At 63.3% G+C, this 19,244-nt stretch carries 17 protein-coding genes; 15 read left to right on the forward strand and 2 right to left on the reverse strand.

What is annotated here, in order from left to right; translation table 11 throughout:
- Window positions 1–77 precede the first annotated feature (77 nt).
- From EN804_RS05525 to EN804_RS05565, 9 genes are all read left to right on the forward strand, one after another.
- Window positions 78–689, forward strand: coding sequence for a thymidine kinase (locus tag EN804_RS05525; protein WP_127278094.1), 612 nt, complete (start codon window positions 78–80; stop codon window positions 687–689).
- Window positions 690–820: 131 nt separating this feature from the next.
- Entirely contained in the window at window positions 821–1,210 is a 390-nt protein-coding gene (locus EN804_RS05530) for a cytochrome c family protein (protein WP_127869783.1), read from the forward strand.
- 318 nt (window positions 1,211–1,528) lie between these two features.
- Complete coding sequence (locus EN804_RS05535) at window positions 1,529–2,617, forward strand: hypothetical protein (protein ID WP_135918824.1); 1,089 nt, start codon at window positions 1,529–1,531, stop codon at window positions 2,615–2,617.
- Between the two features lie 40 nt (window positions 2,618–2,657).
- Window positions 2,658–3,803 (forward strand): hypothetical protein, encoded by a 1,146-nt coding sequence (locus EN804_RS05540; RefSeq protein ID WP_135918825.1) that lies wholly within the window; start codon window positions 2,658–2,660, stop codon window positions 3,801–3,803.
- Between the two features lie 48 nt (window positions 3,804–3,851).
- A complete protein-coding gene (locus EN804_RS05545) occupies window positions 3,852–4,643 on the forward strand; it encodes a Fic family protein (protein ID WP_127281006.1) in 792 nt (263 codons plus the stop codon).
- A gap of 2 nt (window positions 4,644–4,645) precedes the next feature.
- Complete coding sequence (locus EN804_RS05550) at window positions 4,646–6,556, forward strand: ATP-binding protein (RefSeq protein WP_127869786.1); 1,911 nt, start codon at window positions 4,646–4,648, stop codon at window positions 6,554–6,556.
- Window positions 6,557–6,775: 219 nt separating this feature from the next.
- Window positions 6,776–8,080, forward strand: a complete 1,305-nt coding sequence (locus EN804_RS05555) for a DUF6638 family protein (RefSeq protein WP_135865434.1) — start codon at window positions 6,776–6,778, stop codon at window positions 8,078–8,080.
- Between the two features lie 102 nt (window positions 8,081–8,182).
- Complete coding sequence (locus EN804_RS05560) at window positions 8,183–9,307, forward strand: DUF2333 family protein (protein ID WP_127279963.1); 1,125 nt, start codon at window positions 8,183–8,185, stop codon at window positions 9,305–9,307.
- Window positions 9,308–9,674: 367 nt separating this feature from the next.
- Window positions 9,675–11,354 (forward strand): formate--tetrahydrofolate ligase, encoded by a 1,680-nt coding sequence (locus EN804_RS05565; RefSeq protein WP_127869788.1) that lies wholly within the window; start codon window positions 9,675–9,677, stop codon window positions 11,352–11,354.
- A gap of 66 nt (window positions 11,355–11,420) precedes the next feature.
- Here the strand turns inward: EN804_RS05565 and EN804_RS05570 are convergent, their stop codons facing one another.
- Window positions 11,421–12,065 (reverse strand): cysteine hydrolase family protein, encoded by a 645-nt coding sequence (locus tag EN804_RS05570; RefSeq protein ID WP_127280886.1) that lies wholly within the window; start codon window positions 12,063–12,065, stop codon window positions 11,421–11,423.
- Between the two features lie 127 nt (window positions 12,066–12,192).
- Here EN804_RS05570 and EN804_RS05575 point away from each other — a divergent pair, with 127 nt between their 5' ends.
- Window positions 12,193–13,188 carry a helix-turn-helix domain-containing protein gene (locus EN804_RS05575; RefSeq protein ID WP_135918826.1) on the forward strand — a complete coding sequence of 332 codons (996 nt, stop codon included), beginning with the start codon at window positions 12,193–12,195 and terminating at the stop codon, window positions 13,186–13,188.
- A gap of 18 nt (window positions 13,189–13,206) precedes the next feature.
- Here EN804_RS05575 and EN804_RS05580 read toward each other — a convergent pair whose 3' ends face one another.
- The gene (locus EN804_RS05580; RefSeq protein WP_135918827.1) at window positions 13,207–13,764 is read right to left on the reverse strand and encodes a sugar O-acetyltransferase; all 558 of its coding nucleotides are present in this window, start codon (window positions 13,762–13,764) and stop codon (window positions 13,207–13,209) included.
- Window positions 13,765–14,011: 247 nt separating this feature from the next.
- Between EN804_RS05580 and EN804_RS05585 the strand changes: the two genes are divergently transcribed.
- The 5 genes from EN804_RS05585 to EN804_RS05605 all read left to right on the forward strand — a co-directional run bounded on the left by EN804_RS05585 (window position 14,012) and on the right by EN804_RS05605 (window position 19,146).
- A complete protein-coding gene (locus EN804_RS05585; protein WP_135918828.1) occupies window positions 14,012–14,659 on the forward strand; it encodes a glutathione S-transferase family protein in 648 nt (215 codons plus the stop codon).
- A gap of 151 nt (window positions 14,660–14,810) precedes the next feature.
- The gene (locus EN804_RS05590) at window positions 14,811–15,272 is read left to right on the forward strand and encodes a DUF4126 domain-containing protein (protein WP_135915173.1); all 462 of its coding nucleotides are present in this window, start codon (window positions 14,811–14,813) and stop codon (window positions 15,270–15,272) included.
- Entirely contained in the window at window positions 15,269–16,645 is a 1,377-nt protein-coding gene (locus EN804_RS05595) for an FAD-containing oxidoreductase (RefSeq protein WP_135915172.1), read from the forward strand. Before EN804_RS05590 ends, EN804_RS05595 begins: the two co-directional genes overlap by 4 nt.
- A gap of 114 nt (window positions 16,646–16,759) precedes the next feature.
- Window positions 16,760–17,938, forward strand: coding sequence for an MFS transporter (locus EN804_RS05600; RefSeq protein ID WP_135865443.1), 1,179 nt, complete (start codon window positions 16,760–16,762; stop codon window positions 17,936–17,938).
- 152 nt (window positions 17,939–18,090) lie between these two features.
- Window positions 18,091–19,146 (forward strand): succinylglutamate desuccinylase/aspartoacylase family protein, encoded by a 1,056-nt coding sequence (locus EN804_RS05605; protein ID WP_127869794.1) that lies wholly within the window; start codon window positions 18,091–18,093, stop codon window positions 19,144–19,146.
- The last annotated feature ends 98 nt before the right edge of the window (window positions 19,147–19,244 follow it).

The following is a 19,244-nucleotide window of genomic DNA, read 5'->3' on the forward strand; positions in this document are numbered from 1 at the left end:
ACGCGAGCACCGGAAGCGGAGGAACCGCCTTTTGCAGGCCGGCCTCACCTGAATATGAACAGACCTTAAAGGGCGGCATGGCCAAGCTGTATTTCCATTACGCGACGATGAACGCCGGCAAGACGACCATGCTGTTGCAGGCATCGTACAATTACCGCGAGCGCGGCATGACGACGATGCTGTTCGTCGCCGGCCATTACCGCAAGGGCGATACCGGCCTGATCTCGTCGCGCATCGGGCTGGAGACGGAAGCCGAGATGTTCCGCGACGGCGACGACCTGTTCGCCCGCGTGGCCGAGCATCACCAGCACACGGCGGTGCATTGCATCTTCGTCGATGAGGCGCAGTTCCTGGAGGAGGAGCAGGTCTGGCAGCTTGCCCGCATCGCCGACCGGCTCAACATCCCGGTCATGTGCTATGGCCTGCGCACCGATTTCCAGGGCAAGCTGTTTCCCGGCTCGCGCGCGCTGCTGGCGATCGCCGACGATCTGCGCGAAGTGCGCACCATCTGCCGCTGCGGCCGCAAGGCGACCATGGTCGTGCGCCTCGGTCCCGACGGCAAGGTGGCCCGGCAGGGCGAACAGGTGGCGATCGGCAAGGATGTCTATGTCTCGCTCTGCCGCCGCCACTGGGAAGAGGAAATGGGCCGCGCCGCACCCGACGACTTCATCGGCTTTGTCAGCGGTTGAAACGAAGGCCCGCTGGACGTCGGCCTCGGGTAGCCGGCTGCCACCTCTTGCAGCCACGCCATTCTATGGTGCCTTTGTTAAGGTCAGCGCCGTATTTTCACGCGCTCAGCCAGAACTCTCCGGGGTCAGCCATGCTTCGAGCCGTCTTGTCCGCCAGCCTTCTTTTGCTTGCCACTTCCCTTGCCGCCCGGGCCGGAGGCGATCCCATCCTGGGCAAACATGTCTTCAATCGGTGCATGGCCTGTCATGAGGCGGCGACCGACCACGACAAGGTCGGCCCGCATCTGATGGGCGTCGTCGGCCGCAAGGCGGGGACCGCCGAAAGCTTCCTCGGCCATTATTCGGATGCCATGAAGAACGCGGGGGCTGCTGGTCTCGTGTGGGACGAGGCAAATCTTGCCGAATACCTCAAATCGCCCAAGCTGAAGGTGCCCGGCAACAGGATGGCCTTTGGCGGCCTGGGCAATGACGACGACATCGCCAACGTCATCGCTTATCTGAAAGCCGATCCCAAGCCCTGAGCAGCCGTTCGTTGTCGGACGGGGCGACTTGTGCGCGCCGGGTCGGGGCTGCAAAGCGCCAGTTGTTGTCGAGGTTCAGAACGATCCGCTTCGGCGTCGACTGATTGCTTTGCCGGCATGAAAGTTCAAAATCAGCTGAACCAGGCTTGGCCGGCCAGTTGATCCCGCCATGACCACGGCTCCATTACCATTCAAGGGTTCGGCCGAATATTTGTTTTCGCGCCGCGCACTCTCTTCACGTCTTTCAATCCCCTGATACCCCACATATATTCGCCGCTGTTCGCAACCAGCGAGCGGAAGCCGAAGCGGGAGGCCCCTATGGCGACATTGCAGAATTTCGATGCCGAAATTGCCAAGACCAAGCAGGTCGTCCAGGATATGCGCACCAAGATCGAGCAATCCGGCACCGTGCTCGACACGCTCGCAACCGCCGACAAGAAGATTGGCGACGCCAATTTCGACATCGAGAACGCCCGCATCGAGGATGTGCTGAAGCAGCAGAAGGTGATGGAAGGCAACATCGCCGACCTGATCATCGGGCTCGAGGACGCCACCAATGTCTTCGGCGCCGAGTTCGAGAGCATGAAGAACTATACCGGCTGGGAAAACTTCGTCGGCGTTTTTTCGGCGCAGCGCAAGCAGCGCATGCGCACCGACCGCGTGCGCAACATGTCGCTCGCCGGCAATTTGCAGGAACTGCTGGCCAAGTCCGACACCATCGTCGGCATATTGAAGGCGCAGAAGGAAGTTCTCGACCAGCGCTACAAGACCTCCGAGGCCAGCCTGTCGCAGGTTATCGAACGCCGCAAGACCACCATGACCAACCTCGAAGCCGTGCAGAAGCGCATCGAGGAGCTCAATCCGATGTTGCTCGACATTGAGAACAAGATCGCCGCCTCGACCAGCCAGAAGGACCGCACGCAGCTCGAGGGCGAGCGCTCCAAGCTCGCCACCGAATACAATGAAAAGCAGGCCAAGGAGCAGGAGCTGCTGGCCGAAAGCCAGACGCTGGAGCGCTACACCTCCATGTTCCAGACCTTTGTCGATTCGCTCAACAACCAGATCGCCGCGCAGTCGACGCTGATCAACAAGCTGACCATCGATACCGAGCAGCGCATCGTGCTGTACAAGGCTTTGGAAGATTCCTTGAAGACCGCCGCCCAGCAGGACGTCGCCCACAAGATCAACACGCTGGGCAGCCGGGTCGACAACACCGCCGAGGAAACCATGGCCGGCATCGGCGCCGCCTCGCAGAAGCACATTGGTGACCTGCTGGAGATGCACGAGAAGAACATGGTGGCCAGCGCCGACATCCAGCGCCGCAAGAAGCTGGCCGACGATGCCTTCGCCCGCCGCTTCGACGAGGTGCTGAAGAAGCACAATTCGGCCAACTACGTGCAGTCATAATTGCCGCGCGCACCGGTGCGACAATCCCAGGGCTGACAGCATGACCCCCGAAAACGACGCTGCGGCGCGGTATTTCTCGGCAATCACGGCCGCGCTCAGCGGCCTTGACGTGTTCATGCGCGACGACCGCTCGCCGCTCTACCGGCACGGCATCGTCGCCAGGATCGTTGCCGAATACATCGCCCGGCTCGACAAGTCCTTCTCCTGCTGGCGCAATCGGCTGGGCTTCATGGACACGTTCCGCATTTCGCGCGCCGAAAGCGGTTTCCCGGTGTTCCAGAACCTGCTCGAACTGGAGAACGACCGCCGGCAGGCTGATGCACGCCTTGCCAACATCCCGCTGGCCGGCGAACTGCGCGAGGAGATGGCCGACTTCATCCTGCGCCACAAGGCGTTCCCCGAGGCGCTGCAGAAATCGATGGCCGAGCGGCTCTATCTCGAGGACGTCAAGAGCGAACAGACCTTCGGTCCGTTCACGCTGGCGCAGACAGCCAAGGTGTCGGTCAATCCGAAGACGGCGCGGCCTTATTATCTGGTCCACTGGGCGACCTTCGACGGCAGCGCCAACTTGCCCTTGATCTACATGGTGACGGTGGAGGATTCCTCGGAAAGCATGGTCAGCCAGCTTGTCGACCGGAGCGGCAAGCTCAACGACAAGGTCGACATTCCGCTGCCGGTCGACGGCTTGCTCAACCCCGAGCTTGCCCACCGCTTCGACGATTTCACCGAGAAGAATTCGGCCTATACGCTGTCGCCGGCGACCATCGCGGTCAACCTCGACAAGGATTTCGAGCCACTGCACCCCAAGCAGCTGAGGCGCGTGGTGCTCGGTCCCTTCTATTCGGCGGGCATTACCGACAACAATTCGACGGTGACGGAAGTGCTGGCCAAGGTGCGCAAGCCGGAAAACGCCTGGCTTTTGACCTGGACCATCCAGGAGGTCTACTCCAAGGGCGAGAAGCCCGGCCGCAGGGGCCTATTCTCCAGCGAGAAGACGACGCAGGAATTCTTCATCAACACCGACGACCTGGAGGCCGCGCGCCAAGGCGTATCGAGCTACGAAAACCACGCGCTGATCCCGCACGAGGCCTACCAGGCGCTCTACGCCGCCGGCGAAGCGCAGAAGATTTTTGCCGGCTACAAGGTTCACATCCTGTCGAATGGACAGGTGATATCGGATGTTTAGGAACCTGCTTTGCGTCATTGAAAACCACACAGCACCGAGGCGCCAGCAATGACCGCCGCAGCTAAAATATCCGGCAAGAAGCGGCAGCTCGATGCGCTCAAGAGGAGAGTTCGGCCCGGCGCCCTGGAAGGCTTGGAACACAGCCAGCGTATCGACATAACGTACACGTCGAACGCGATCGAGGGAAATACACTGACGGCGGGCGAGACAGCCCTCGTTCTGGAAAAAGGCATCACGATCAGTGGCAAGCCGCTCAAGGATCACCTCGAGGCAATCGACCACGCGCGCGCATTGAGTTGGGTACTCGAAATCGCTTCAAAGGACGACCATCCGATCATGGAGGCGGACATCCGCAATCTTCATCATCTGGTCGTGGCGAATTCCAAGCCGGAGATAGCCGGCCAATACGCCGACAGCGCTCGTTACGTGAATACGAATGTCGGCGTATTCAATTTTCCCGCCCCCGTGGAGATTCCAGCGCTGATGGAGGTTTTTTGCCGGTGGTTGAGCGCAGCGCCAAGCACACCACGAACTGCCTTCGAGGCTCATCGGCGCTTTGTCGCCATTCACCCGTTCAACGACGGCAACGGACGTACAGCGCGCCTTTTGATGAATCTGGTGTTGGCACGCGGTGGATACCCGCCGGTAGCGATCCGCCCGGAAGATCGCCCCGATTACATTGCAGCGCTTGAGATCGACCAGAGCGGCGGTGGGCACATTGCTTTCGACAAGCTGCTTTTCGAAAGGCTGGATCAGACTTTGGACATCTATCTGGACGCAGCGCGTCAGGCGCAGGATCGTTCTGCGGAAGCCGGGAAAGTAATCCCGATAAGGAGCTGACCATGGACACCGGCCTGACCACCATTCCGGAAGCGGCGATCGAAAAGCACCGCGCCACCGCGCAGAGCTTCATCACCCGCATCGTGGTGCTGGAGGATCCCTCGCGCGAATCCGGCACCGCACTCGCCGGCACCAACCGGCGCTTCGTCTCCACCGTTTCGGTCGGCTCGGTGCGCCGCACGCGCGAGGTCGAGCTGTCGAAGACCGTCGGCGCCGTCCATCCCGACGACCAGTTGCTGACCATCCCGCAGCACACGCTGCTCTTTCGCGCCCGGCGCGGCACGGCGATCGCGCTTGCCGTATCGGACGTGTTCGCCGAAGGCTCCGATCTCGAGAGCCTGCAGGCCAGGAACACCCGCGCCCCGCTCGAAGGCGACGAGGCGTCCGCCTTCAAGAAACTGCTGTCGGCTTCGGCCTATATTTCGGCCTTCAGCCTGTCGTCCTATCTGTTCCAGCTGATCGACAGCGACGGCGAGGCGCCAAACGACATTCCGGAACCCGACTTCCTGTTCGACACGCCGCAGGATGCGGTGAAGTCGATCCTGGCAGGCCTCGACAAGGCAATAGCGGGCTCGTCCGACGACACCGACCTGATGACCAGGGCGCGTGCCTTTGCCCGCGTCGCCATCGACGGGCTTTTGGCGCGCAAGGGCCGCTTCGACGGCATCGGCCCGTTCGAGAACGCCCATATCCGCATCGACGCCGACGACTTCACCCTCGACGGCTTCGATGTCGCGCCGGGCAAACGCTCGAAGCCGCTGGTGATGACCTTCAAGACGCCGGAAGAGGTCGTCGGCAACCACATCGCCAAATACCAGTCGGTCAAGCTCGCCAAGATGCTGATGGCCTATGATTTCGAGCGCGAGCTGAACCCTTTCGTGGAACTCGGCGGCTTCCTGTTCACCTTCATCGGCGACGGCGCGCCCGGCACCGGCAAGACGACGCTGATCCAGATGATCGCCGGCCTCGTCAACGGCTATTGCCAGGTTGCCGGCTATCCCTTCGCCTATGAGAATTTCGGCGTCGACCAGATTTCGTCCTACCAGGGCAAGTCGGGCCAGAACTGCCGCCAGTTCATCAACAATGTCTTGAACCCGCGCGTCATCGGCTTCGGCACCATCGACGACATCGACCAGGTGGCCGCCAGACGCTCCGACGACCGCGCCTCGGCCGGCCAGCAGGAGATCACCGGCGTGCTGATGGATGCCTTCGCCGGTGCCGCCACCGTGGTGCGCGGCAATTGCTCGTTCGGCATGTTCTCCAACTACCCGGAAAACGTCGACGACGCGCTGCGCCAGCGCGCCGGCGCCCGCTGGCTGGTCGACGGGCCGCAGACGCGGGACGACTATATCGACATCTTCGTGCTACTCGCCGGCAAGAACCACGAGATCCCTCTGGGCAAGCACGAGCTATACGCGGCGCAGGAAATCCAGCGCGCCGTGACCGAGGCCTATGAGGAGCATGAAAAGCCGCAGGAGGAAGGGCTGATGCGGGTCTATGAGCGCTACATGAAGGAAAACGGCGCGCCCAGGACCATGGCCGACATCGGCACCTACCTGCATCTGATCAAGGATGCCGAACCGCGCTTCACCGGCCGCGCCATCAAGAACGTCACCGACGCCATCAAGATGCGCGCCATGGACATCGAGCTTCCCGACGACTGGTTCGAGAAGCCGGAAGCCTTCATGCACAAGAGCTACGACGACAAGAAAGCGATGATCGAGGACCTGCGCGGTCCGTTCTCGATGGACATGGTCATGCAGGAGATCAACCGCTACGCCGACAGCGAGTTCCGGTATTCCGACAAATCCGACGATGCCGCGGTGGAAAAGCTGCTGCGTGACGCAAGGCTGCGCGAACGCGCCGCGCGTGAGATGGAGGAGATGAAGAAGAAGGGTCTGTGGAATGCGTAAGGTGAGCCAGCCTTCCCTTCTCCCCTTGTGGGAGAAGGTGTCGCCGCAGGCGACGGATGAGGGGTGCTCCAGCTTGGCAAGGACGGTGTTCCTTCGCGCACCCCTCATCCGTCTCGGCGCTGCGCGCCGATCCACCTTCTCCCACAAGGGGAGAAGGGAAGCCCGCGCCCCTCATCCGCCCTTCGGGCACCTTCTCCCCGTAAGCGGGGAGAAGGCATAATGCCCCACGCCAAAAAAACCGACCTCCTTCGCGACAACGAACTCATCTACGGGCGTCTGCTCCCCGTCGACGAAGCCCATCTCATCCAGCGCTACAACAAGGCGCTGGCCGCTTTCGGCCTCAAGCCCACCAAGCTGAAGAGCTTCCAGATCGACCGCACCGGCTTTTCTCCCGAAGTGGCCGAGGAGTGTGGCGACTACGACTATCTCGACCCCAATGAGGTCAACCGCCGCTTCATCATCCTGACGCCGTCGCAGATCGACCTGCCGGTGGTGCACACCGCCTTCTCCAACACCTCGCAGCTGATGTTCGAGTTCATGTCCAGGAACCAGCGCGCCATCGACGCGCTGACCATCAAGGACGTCATCTACGGCGAGATCGAGGATTCCGTTCCCAAGGTCAACGACATCGAGGATCTGCTGTCGATCAACCAGGTCGAGTTCAAGGTGCTGTCGGCGGAAGACGTGCTGGGCAAGGCCGCGGAACTCGGCAAGCTCGTCGACCGGCTGAAGCAGGAGCCCGACGCCTGGCGCGACAATGCCATGCTGACCCGCATGGTCGAACTCGCCAAGGTCTGCGGCGACATCCGCGAGAACGCGCTGGTGCCGGACCAGGTGATCTTCCGCCACAACGCCTACTGGACCAGCCATTTCGGCGGGCTCTACGTGTTCGTCGATCCCGACATGACGACGGTGATCAGCGATCCGGCCGCTCCTGGCTTCCGCCGCTCGCGGCCCTGGCAGGTGAGCTATCTCTCGATCAAGGATGCCGACAAGGTGTTCAAATTCCTGGCAGCCACCGGCCGTATCGAACTGCCGCGCGCCTCCTGGATCGAGGCCTCGGGCTACCTTGAGCATCGCGCCGAAATGGTGGTGCGCGCGCTGATCCGCGACGCCGAGCCGGACCGCAATTTGACCGATGTCGACAAGGTCTGGCTGCAGACCTGGATCCAGAGCCACGCCGACCTGATCACCAAGGACGGCAATTTTCCCTTTCTCAACGCCGCCAAGCGCGAGATCGCGCAGCTCGGCCACCTCAAGATCGAGGATGTCTTCCCCGAGCAGCGCTTCCTGGTGGTCCGCGCCAAACCGGACCACCCCGACGCCTGGCTGACCAACCGGCTGATCTCGGATTTCGTGCCGTCGGACTTCGTCTCGCGCTACATCTTCAACAAGGACGGCTTCTACAAGGACTATGACGGCTTCAGCGACGCCTGGCGATCGCATGTTGTGGACGTTCTGAAAACCACATATTTGAAGGACAAGGTGGCGTTTCGCACACGCCTCTACGGCCTGACCGACTAGAACGAAATGAACCGTCATTCCGTTCTAACTTGTTGTTTTGGTGCATGATGTTATCCAAAAAGTCTGCAACTTTTTGGCATCATGTTGGGGGGTGACATCGCCATGCTCGATCCGATCGTGAACTTCTTCACCGGGATTTTCCAGTGGATCGGCCGCGGCATCGGCCTTTTGATCGGCGTGATCCTGTGGCCGTTCATGTGGGCCGGGCGCTGGTACGGTCAGCGCGGCTGGATCCTGAAGGCGATAGTCGGCCTGGCCCTTTTGGTGCTGATCGGCCTCTACGCCAACTTCTTCTACGCCACCCAGTGGTGGAACAATTTCAACCCGAACTACCCGGACACCTATACGTTCGAGAAGCGCAATGTTTCGGCCGGTGAGCAGGTGGCCGCCGGGACCGGCACGGACACGGCCAAGACTTGCGGCAACTCCGGCATCGCCCAAGTAGCGGCGGACCTGACGGACTTCAACGTCAACCAGAATGCCTGGATTTCGTCGATGATCCTCTACAAGCTCGGCCTGTTCGGCATCGACTGGGACAACACCCCGTGGATGGACAACAAGGCCTCTTTCCAGCGCGGCATCAACCAGGCGGTGCGGCGCACGGCGACCGAGCTTGCCGACAATCTCGGCCGCGTCCGCACCACCTCGCAGATCGACGCCGACCTGCAGGACGCGCGCGGCAATCTGCAGTTCGACGAATACACCTGGTATTTCGGCGTGAGCCCGTTCGGGCCGAAGACGCCGACACCGAGCTACTATCGCGACGCGGTGCGCAAGCTGCGTTCGTTCAATGCCCGGCTCGCCACCTGTCAGGCCACTTTCGATGCCCGCGCCGACAATCTGAAGCAGTATATCGACCGCATCGCCAGTGACATCGGTTCGACTTCCGCCATCCTCAAGGAGCGCGCCGAGAACCACAACAATGGCTGGTTCGACACCCGCGCCGACGACCGCTACTGGTTCGCCTATGGCCAGCTCTATGCCTATTACGGCCTTATGAAGGGCGCCCAGGCCGATTTCGAGGACGTCCTCAAGGAAAAGCACCTGCAGAGCCTCTGGGATACGATGGACGCGCAGTTCGTGTCGGCCCTGCGTATCCAGCCCTTCATCATCGCCAACGGTCGCGAGGACGGCTGGCTGCTGCCGACGCATCTGACGACGATGGGCTTCTACATCCTGCGGGTGCGCTCCAACATGGTCGAAATCAGCAACGTACTGACGCAGTAACGGCATTGGCGGGCAGCGACGGCCCAATGCATGTCGCCCAAAAGTGATCCCGGTTTTGGGAGAACGACATGCATCAGAGATGGCGAATTTGCGCCGTCGCGTCTGTCGCATTCCGTGCATTGTGCGGCTGTTTTGAGACGGCGGAAGCGTCCCTGCTCTGGCTTCTATACGGCGCGGCAAGCGGAGCCATAAAGAACCGGGGATAGCTCGGCCCGCCGCAGAGGAATTTTCTCTATAGGAAACATAGTTGCATGAAAGTTGACGCAACCGCAGCGACAGGGTTAGATGCCCGCGCGTCCGGTTCCAGCCTTCTTGCAAGAGACATCAACCCCGTCCCCTCCACCGTCCAATCCAGAGGAAAGCCGTCATGGCCGAAGTGAAGTCCGACATCGAGATCGCGCGTGGCGCCAAGAAAAAGCAGATCCAGGAGATCGGCCAGAAGATCGGCATCCCGACCGAGCATCTGCTGCCCTACGGCCACGACAAGGCCAAGATCTCAGCCGAATTCATCAAGTCGGTAAAGGGCAACAAGGACGGCAAGCTGATCCTCGTCACCGCCATCAACCCGACGCCTGCCGGCGAAGGCAAGACCACCACCACCGTGGGCCTCGGCGACGGCCTGAACCGCATCGGCAAGAAGGCGATCGTCTGCATTCGCGAAGCCTCGCTCGGCCCGAATTTCGGCGTCAAGGGCGGTGCCGCCGGCGGCGGCTACGCGCAGGTGGTCCCGATGGAGGACATGAACCTCCACTTCACCGGCGACTTCCACGCCATCACCACGGCGCACAACCTTCTGTCGGCGCTGATCGACAACCACATCTACTGGGGCAATGAACTCGGCATCGACACCCGCCGCGTGGTGTGGCGCCGCGTCATGGACATGAACGACCGCGCGCTGCGCGAGATCATCGCCTCGCTCGGCGGCGTCGCCAACGGTTTCCCGCGCGAAGCCGGCTTCGACATCACCGTCGCCTCCGAAGTCATGGCGATCCTGTGCCTCGCTACCGACCTGAAGGATCTGGAAAAGCGCCTCGGCGACATCATCGTCGCCTATCGCCGCGACAAGACGCCGGTTTTCGCCCGCGACCTCAAGGCCGACGGCGCCATGGCCGTGCTGCTCAAGGACGCCATGCAGCCGAACCTGGTACAGACGCTGGAGAACAACCCGGCTTTCGTCCATGGCGGCCCGTTCGCCAATATCGCGCATGGCTGCAACTCGGTCGTCGCCACCACCACGGCGCTGAAGCTCGCCGACTACGTCGTCACCGAAGCCGGCTTCGGCGCCGATCTTGGCGCCGAGAAATTCTTCGACATCAAGTGCCGCAAGGCGGGCCTGAAGCCGGCGGCAGCCGTCATCGTCGCCACCGTGCGCGCCATGAAGATGAATGGCGGCGTCAAGAAGGAAGACCTCGGCAAGGAAAACATCGAGGCGGTGAAGAAGGGCTGCGCCAATCTCGGCCGCCACATCGAGAACATCCGCCAGTTCGGCGTGCCGGCGGTGGTTGCCATCAACCACTTCTATTCCGACACCGACGCCGAGATTCAGGCGATGAAGGACTATGTCGCCTCGATGGGCGAAGAGGCTATCCTGTGCAAGCACTGGGCCAAGGGCTCTGCCGGCATCGAGGACCTCGCCAACAAGGTGGTGGCGCTGGCCGAATCCGGCGCCTCGCAGTTCGCGCCGCTCTATCCCGATGCCATGCCGTTGTTCGAGAAGATCAACACCATCGTGCAGCGAATCTATCGCGGCTCGGAGGCGATCGCCGACAAGTCGGTGCGCGACCAGTTGCACGCCTGGGAGCAGGCCGGCTACGGCAATCTGCCGGTGTGCATGGCCAAAACCCAGTACTCCTTCTCGACGGATCCAAACCTGCGCGGCGCGCCGACCGGCCACACCGTGCCGGTGCGCGAGGTCAGGCTTTCGGCCGGCGCGGGCTTCGTCGTCATCATCTGCGGCGAGGTCATGACCATGCCTGGCCTGCCAAGCAAGCCGTCGTCGGAGAAGATCTTCCTCAACGAGGCCGGCCAGATCGAAGGCCTGTTCTGATCCTTTGTCCCGACAATTGAAAAGGGCGCCGCATCGCCGCGGCGCCCTTTTTGTTTGCGGATCGTGCTACGCGGCGCTGCGCGCCAGTGCCCGCTGGTTGGACACGTAGATGGTGTCGCGTTCCGGCAGCGTGCCGGTCTTCAGGCAGTCGATCCATTCGGCGGTCTTGAGCACGGCAGCGAAACGGGATTGCAGGATGATGCTCACCACGCGATGGATTTCCTCGGCCGAGGCATAGCCGGCGCTGTTGGCGTAGGGCACCGAACCGGTTGCGTCGGACAGGAACTCGACCGCGAAGCCCATATGCACGGCGTGGATGATGGTCGACAGGTCGCAATTGTGCGTCATGTAACCGATGACCGCGATCGTATCGACGGCGTTGGCGCGCAGCCAGGCCTCGAGATCGGTGCCGGTAAAGGCGCTCGGCAAATTCTTCTCGACATAGTGGTCGCGACGACGCTTGGCGATCTCGGGATGCAGTTCGCCGCCATGGCTGCCCTTGGCGAAGATCGGCGACGTCTCGGGCGCCATCTGCTTGACGACCACCACCTTGATGCCGGCAGCGGCGGCGGCATCCATGGCGCGTGTCACGTTGACGACGCTGTCGCGGAACGGCGGATGCTGGATGGCCAGGTTGCCGCCGTCATAGTCGTTCTGGACGTCGATGACGACGAGCGCCCGGCGCGGCGCGGTGTTGGCTAGGTCAGACATGGTGTTTTCCTTCCGGCTTGAATGCGACGGACCGAAAATAGGATGGTTGGCGGGCAGTCAAAAGTGGCCCGATTGACATCATTCGAAAGAATTGGGACAATCCGCATTCACACTGGAAAATCGCCTCATGACCGCTCCCATCATCGCCGTCCTCGCCTTCGACGGCATCAGCCCGTTCCATCTCTCCGTGCCTTGCCTGGTGTTTGGCGCGGACCGCACCGGCCTTGGCCTGCCGCGCTTCGACTTCCGTGTCTGCGGGATCGAGGAAGGGCTGATCCGGACCGATGCCGGGCTGAGCATCATGGTCCCGCACGGGCTTGCCGCGATCGAGGACGCCGATATGGTCATCATCCCGAGCTGGAAGGATCTCGAGGCGCCCCTGGCCAAACCGCTCGAGGACGCGCTCGGCCGCGCCCACCGGCGCGGCGCGCTGATCGTGGGCCTGTGTCTCGGCACCTTTGCCATCGCCGCCGCCGGCCTGCTTTCGGGCCGAAAAGCCACCACCCATTGGGCCTATACGGAGCAGTTGCGGGCTCTCCACCCAGACATTTCGGTCGATGCCGACGTGCTCTATGTCGATGACGGCGACATCGTCACCTCCGCCGGCGTCGCCGCCGGGCTCGACTGCTGCCTGCACATCGTGCGTGCCCGCTATGGCGCGGAGGCGGCACTGCGGCTCGCGCGGCACGTCGTGCTTTCGCCGCACCGGCAGGGTGGACAGGCGCAGTTCATCGAACGCCCCGTGGCAAAAAGCGCCAAGGCCGACCGCTTCACCGGGGCGCTGGACGCGGTTCGCGCGACGCTTGGCGAAACGCACAGCCTCGACAGCGTCGCCGAAGCCGCCGGCCTGACGCGGCGCACCTTCACCCGGCGCTTCCAGAAATCGATCGGCACCAGTTTTGGCGACTGGCTGACCAGCCAGCGGGTCGAACTGGCGCAGCGCTTGCTGGAAGCGACGGAGAAATCGATGGACATCGTCGCCTTCGAGGCCGGCTTCGGCAGCGCCACCTCGCTGCGCCAGCACTTTTCGGCGCGGCTCCGGACCTCACCGGCGCAGTACCGGCGTGAATTTTCCAGGCGGAGCGAGCGGGACGAGCGCACGGCGGGCGCCCTGTCGCATTGATTGCCGACGAAAGCACCCTCAACCGCGCTTGATCACCCGCGCCGGATTGCCGACCACCGTCGTATTCGCCGCCACGTCGCGCGTCACCACCGCCCCGGCGCCCACTATGGCGCCTTCGCCGATGCTGACGCCGCCAAGGATGACCGCGCTGCCGCCGATCCAGGCATTGTCGCCGATCGTGACCGGCCGGGCGATCTCCAGTCCCGCCTGCCGGCCTGCCGGCTCCTTATGGTGCTCGGCACAATAGATCTGCACATTCGGGCCAAGCAGCGTCCCTTTGCCGACGCGCACCGAAGCGGTATCGAGGATGGTGCAGCCGGCATTGAGGAAGGCGCCGTCGCCGAGAAAGATGTTGAAGCCGTAGGCGCAATGGAAAGGCGCCTCGATGCGGGCACCCTCGCCCACGCCGCCCAGCAGTGTCCGTAGGGCTGGCCCGAGGTTCCCGCGCTGACGGGGCGGGAGCGTATTGTGTTCGAACACGGCATCCGCGGCCACGGCGCGCAATGCGCCAAGATCGTCATCCAGGCACCTGTACCATTCGCCGGCCGCCATTCTCGCACGTTCGCTCTGAACCATGGCAGTGCCTCCGTTTGACATCATTGCGAACAACGCCGAGGCAAGGACCAGGACATGAACCCATAAGCCAGGATACGCGGCCTTGCGGAATTGGTCACCGTGCTATCACGACCTTGATTGGAAGCGGCCATTCGCGACCTGCTCCAGCAAATGAAAATAGTTCAAGACCGCTGTCGATTTCCGGCAGGCTCATTCGTCTTCACGATAAGTGGCCGAAGAAATTCGCCCAGGCAAGGAAACGACCGCGATGACAATCACGATCACGGCTTTTGAACGATCGCCCGATGGCGGCAAGGGACTGGCGCGCGATACCCGCGTTCGCTGGGCGCTGGAAGAAGTGGGACAGCCCTATGAGGTTCGTTTTGTTTCCTTCGCGGGGATGAAGGCGCCTGAGCACCTGGCCATCCATCCCTTCGGCCAGATTCCCACCTATGAGGACGGTTCTCTCTCGCTGTTCGAGACCGGCTCGATCGTCTTTCATCTTGCCGAGCAGCATGCGGGCCTGCTGCCGAAGGATCGCAAGGAGCGCGCACGTGCGATCACGTGGATGTTTGCCGCATTGAACACCATCGAGCCGCCGGTCCTCGAATTGACCACGGCAAGGATTTTCGAAGCTGACAAGCCCTGGAGCGAGGAGCGCCTGCCGCTGGTAAAGGACCGTGTTCGCGCCCGGCTGGACAGGCTCTCGGCTCATCTGGGCGTCGCCGACTGGCTGGATGATGCGTTCAGCGCCGGCGATCTATTGATGGTGTCGGTGCTGCTGCGACTGAGAATGTCAGGCATTCTGGACGAGTATCAAAACCTGGCTGCCTATGTCGCGCGCGGGGAAGCACGACCCGCTTATATCAGGGCTTTCGCCGCGCAATTTGCGGTCAACGCACCATCAGTCAACTGAAACATTGACTCATGGAGCCGAGCATGTTCGCTCGGCGCTTCCAGCCCGGCTACGTTTGCACGCTTGTGAGTCTACGGCCTAGTCAAATATCCGGCCTATGGTAGCCTGCCGTCTCAGGGCCGTCCCGGCCCGGGATCGAGGGGGATCGACCATGCTCTACATTCTTGCACTTCTGATCGGCGTCATTGCCGGCCTGCGCGCCATGACGGCACCTGCCGCCGTCGCCTGGGGCGCCTATCTCGGCTGGCTGCCGGTTGCCGGCACCTGGGCGAGCTTCATGAGCCATTGGGCGGCTGTCGGCATCTTCACCATCCTGGCCATCGTCGAACTGGTCACCGACCAGCTGCCGTCGACGCCAAGCCGCAAGGTGCCGCAGCAGTTCGGCGCCCGCATCCTGCTCGGCGCCTTCTCTGGCGCGGTGATCGGCGCGGCCGGCGGCGCCACCATCGTGTGCCTGATCGCCGGCGCCATCGGCGCGGTCATCGGCACACTCGGTGGCGCCGAAGCGCGCGGCCGGCTGGCGGCCGCCTTCGGCAAGGACCCGCCCGCCGCCTTCATCGAGGACGCTGTGGCGATCATCGGCGGGCTGCTGATCGTGGCGGCGGTTGCATGACGACGAAAACCTTCGACGCCATCATCATCGGCGCCGGCCAGGCGGGGTCGCCATTGGCGGGCCGGCTGACGGCCGCCGGCATGAGCGTGGCGCTGGTCGAGCGCAAGCTGGTCGGCGGCACCTGTGTCAACACCGGCTGCATGCCGACCAAGACCATGGTCGCCAGCGCCTATGCCGCGCATCTGGCACGGCGCGCCGCCGACTATGGCGTGACCCTTCCCGGTCCGGTCGGGGTCGACTTTCAAAGGATCAAGGCGCGCAAGGACAAGGTGACGAACGACGCCCGCGGCAATCTGGAGACCTGGATCGCCGGCATGAAGGGCTGCACGCTCTATCGCGGCCACGCGCGCTTCGAATCCGCCAACACGGTGCGCGTCGGCGAAGACCTTTTGACCGCGCCGAAAATCTTCCTCAACACCGGCGGCCGTGCCTCGGTTCCGGACCTGCCCGGCATCCACGACATCGACTACCTGACCAATTCCTCGATGATGGATCTCGACGTGCTGCCGCGCCACCTCATCATCGTCGGCGGCAGCTATATCTCGCTCGAATTCGCGCAGATGTTCCGCCGCTTCGGCTCGGACGTCACCGTCATCGAAAAGAGCCCGCGCCTGACCGGCCGCGAGGACGAGGACGTCTCGGCCGTCATCCTGTCGATCCTCGAAAACGAAGGCATCGCCGTTCATGTCGGCGCCGACGACATCGGCTTCGCCAGACAGGGCGAGGACATTGCCGTGACTTTCTCCGCCGGCCAGCCGCCCGCGATAGGGTCGCATGTGCTGCTGGCGCTGGGACGCACTCCCAACACCGATGACCTCGGCCTCGACAGGGCCGGTGTCGAGGTCGACAAGCGCGGCTTCGTCATTGTCGACGACCAGCTGCGCACCAGCGTGCCCGGCATCTGGGCTATGGGCGATTGCAACGGCAAAGGCGCCTTCACCCACACCTCCTACAACGACTACGAGATCGTCGCCGCCAATCTGCTCGACAATGACCCACGGAGGATCAGCGACCGCATCGAGGCCTATGCGCTCTACATCGATCCGCCGCTCGGCCGCTGCGGCATGACCGAGACGGCGGTGAGGAAATCCGGACGCCGCGTGCTTGTTGGCCAGCGGCCGATGACGCGCGTCGGCCGCGCCGTCGAGAAGGGCGAGACGCAAGGCTTCATGAAGATCCTGGTCGACGCCGACACCAGGGAGATCCTCGGCTGCTCGGTGCTCGGCCCGGGCGGCGACGAGGCGGTGCATTGCGTGCTCGACCTGATGTACGCCAAGGCGCCGGTCGACACGCTGGCGCGCGCGATGCACATTCACCCGAATGTCTCGGAACTGCTGCCCACCATCGCCCAGGAGCTGAAGCCGCTGGCCTGAGCCACTCTCGTCAAGCTCCCGACTTTCTGCATTGCTGCATTGCGGCAATAGACGTTGTGCCCGGCAGGGATCCTCGCGCAGTCTGAAATTGAACCGATTCAGTCTGGACCTCCCATGCCTTTGCCGATCCTTGCGCTTGCCATTGCGTCCTTCTGCATCGGCACCACCGAATTCGTCATCATGGGCCTGCTGCCGGAGGTCGCCGCCGATCTCGGCGTGACGATCCCGGCCGCCGGACTGCTGGTCACGGGCTATGCGCTGGGCGTCGTCTTCGGCGCGCCCGTTGTGGCCATGGCCACCGCGCATCTGCCGCGCAAGCCCGTGCTGGTGGGGCTCGCCGCTTTGTTCGTCGTCGGCAACCTCTTCTGCGCCATCGCGCCCAATTACTGGCTGCTGATGGCGGCGCGCGTCTTCACCGCTTTCGGCCACGGCGCCTTCTTCGGCATCGGCTCGGTCGTCGCCGCAAGCCTGGTGCCGCGCAACAAGCGCGCCAGCGCCATCGCGCTGATGTTCGCCGGCCTGACGCTCGCCAACATCCTCGGCGTTCCGGCCGGCACCGCGCTCGGCGAAGCCTTTGGCTGGCGGGCCACGTTCCTGGCCGTGGTCGGCATCGGCCTGATCTCGGTCGCGGCCATCGCCTGGCTGGTGCCGTCGGACGTCACGGAACCGAGCGGCGGCGGTCTGCGTGCCGAAGTCCGCGTGCTTGGCAAGCTGCAGGTGTGGCTGGCGATGCTGATCGCGGCACTGACCTCGGCCAGCCTGTTCGCCGTCTTCACCTATATCAAACCCTATCTCACCGACGTGTCGGGCCTGTCGACAGCGGCGGTCACCTGGGTGCTTCTGCTGTTCGGCGCCGGCATGACCATCGGCAACATCATCGGCGGCAGGCTGGCCGACTGGAAACTGATGCCGACGGTGATCGGCACACTGCTGCTGATGGCCCTGCTGTTCCTCGGCTTCATCCAGTTCGGCGCCATCGCCAGCGTCGCCATCGGCATCGTCTTCCTGTGGGGCGTGCTCATCTTCGTCGTCGTGCCGCCGCTGCAGATCCGTGTCGTCGAGGCGGCGTCGGAAGGACCGAACCTTGCCGCCACGCTGAACCAGGGCGCCTTCAATGTCGGCAATGCCGGCGGCGCCTGGATCGGCGGCGTGGCGCTGTCGGCGGGCGTTTCCTATGCCGATTTGCCGCTGGTCGGCGCGGTGCTCGCCCTGCTGGCGGTTGGCGTGGCGGTGCTATCGCAGGCGCTGGACAGGCGCGCGCCGGTCGCCGCCCTCCAGCCTGCCGCCGAATAACTGCCTGTCCTCCCAAAAGTGCGCAGCGGTTTTGGGTCAACGACATGCGGCAAGGCAAAAGACTACTCTTGCGCCCATAGCGCGGCGGGCTGGACCAATCGACATCGGCACCTTCAAATGGGCATGTCTTCTCGCTCTTGATGGAGAACGTCATGCAGAAATCGATCGAACGCATCGCCGGTGACAGCGACGGGGTTTCCTACGAATTCCCCGTGTTCCGCTTCGACGGCGCCGACAAGGCGGCCCCGTCGACCTACCTGCAGGCCGCACTCCATGCCGGCGAATTGCCGGGCGTCGTCGCCATCGATGCGTTGATACCGATGTTGAGCAAGGCCGAGGCCGAAGGTCGTATCAAGGGCAACATCACCATCGTGCCCTGGGCCAACCCGATCGGCCGCGCGCAATATCATTTCGGCGAGCACCAGGGCCGCTTTCATCTGGGCACCCGCACCAACTTCAACCGCGGCTTTCCGCTGCTGGCCGCGCCCGACGCCAGGCTCTTGCCAGACGCCACCTTTGGCGGCGCCGACCAGCGGCTGAAGTCGCGCCTAGTGCAGCTTTCGCTCGGCCACGACATCGTGCTCGACCTGCACTGCGACGACGAGGGCCTTGCCTATCTCTATGTCCACTCCAGCCTCTGGCCAGCCATGGCCGATTGCGCCGCCGCCATGGGCGTCGATGCCGTCGTGCTGTGGAGCGAGGACACCGACGGCACTTTCGAGGGCGCCTCGATCATGCCCTACCAGAACGCATCAGCCGATGTGGCGAAGCTTGACAGGCGCGTCGCCACCACCGTCGAATATCGGGGCATCCTCGATGTCGATGGCGCGCTCGCCTCGGCCGACGCGGCAGGCCTCTACCGGCTGCTGGCGATGCGCGGCGTGATATCCGACACCACCCTCCCCGCACCCGGCCCGTTCACGGGTGTCGCGGCGCCGCTGGAAAACATCGACATGATGCCCGCACCCCGTGCCGGTGCCGTCCTCTATGACGTGAAGCCCGGCGACCGCGTCGCCAAGGGCGCGCGCCTCGCCACCATCGTCCACGCACCGGGCGAAGCCGATGGCCGCACCGAAGTGTTCGCGCCGCAGGACGGCATCATCCTGACGCGGCGCTCGCGCCGCATCATCCGCGCCGGCGAGGACCTGTTGAAACTGGTCGGCGACAGGAAGAGCGGCGACGCCAGGTCGGGCACGCTGGAAGACTGAGCCTCCGTCGAATCCAGTTGCGCCGCCGCCCAATCGCCGCTAAGGGAATCGCCATGAACATGCGTTCGACCAAGACCATTTGGTGGTGGGCCTGCTGA

The organism is Mesorhizobium sp. M8A.F.Ca.ET.161.01.1.1 (genome assembly GCF_004792105.1).
In the GTDB taxonomy this organism is placed as follows: Bacteria; Pseudomonadota; Alphaproteobacteria; order Rhizobiales; family Rhizobiaceae; genus Mesorhizobium.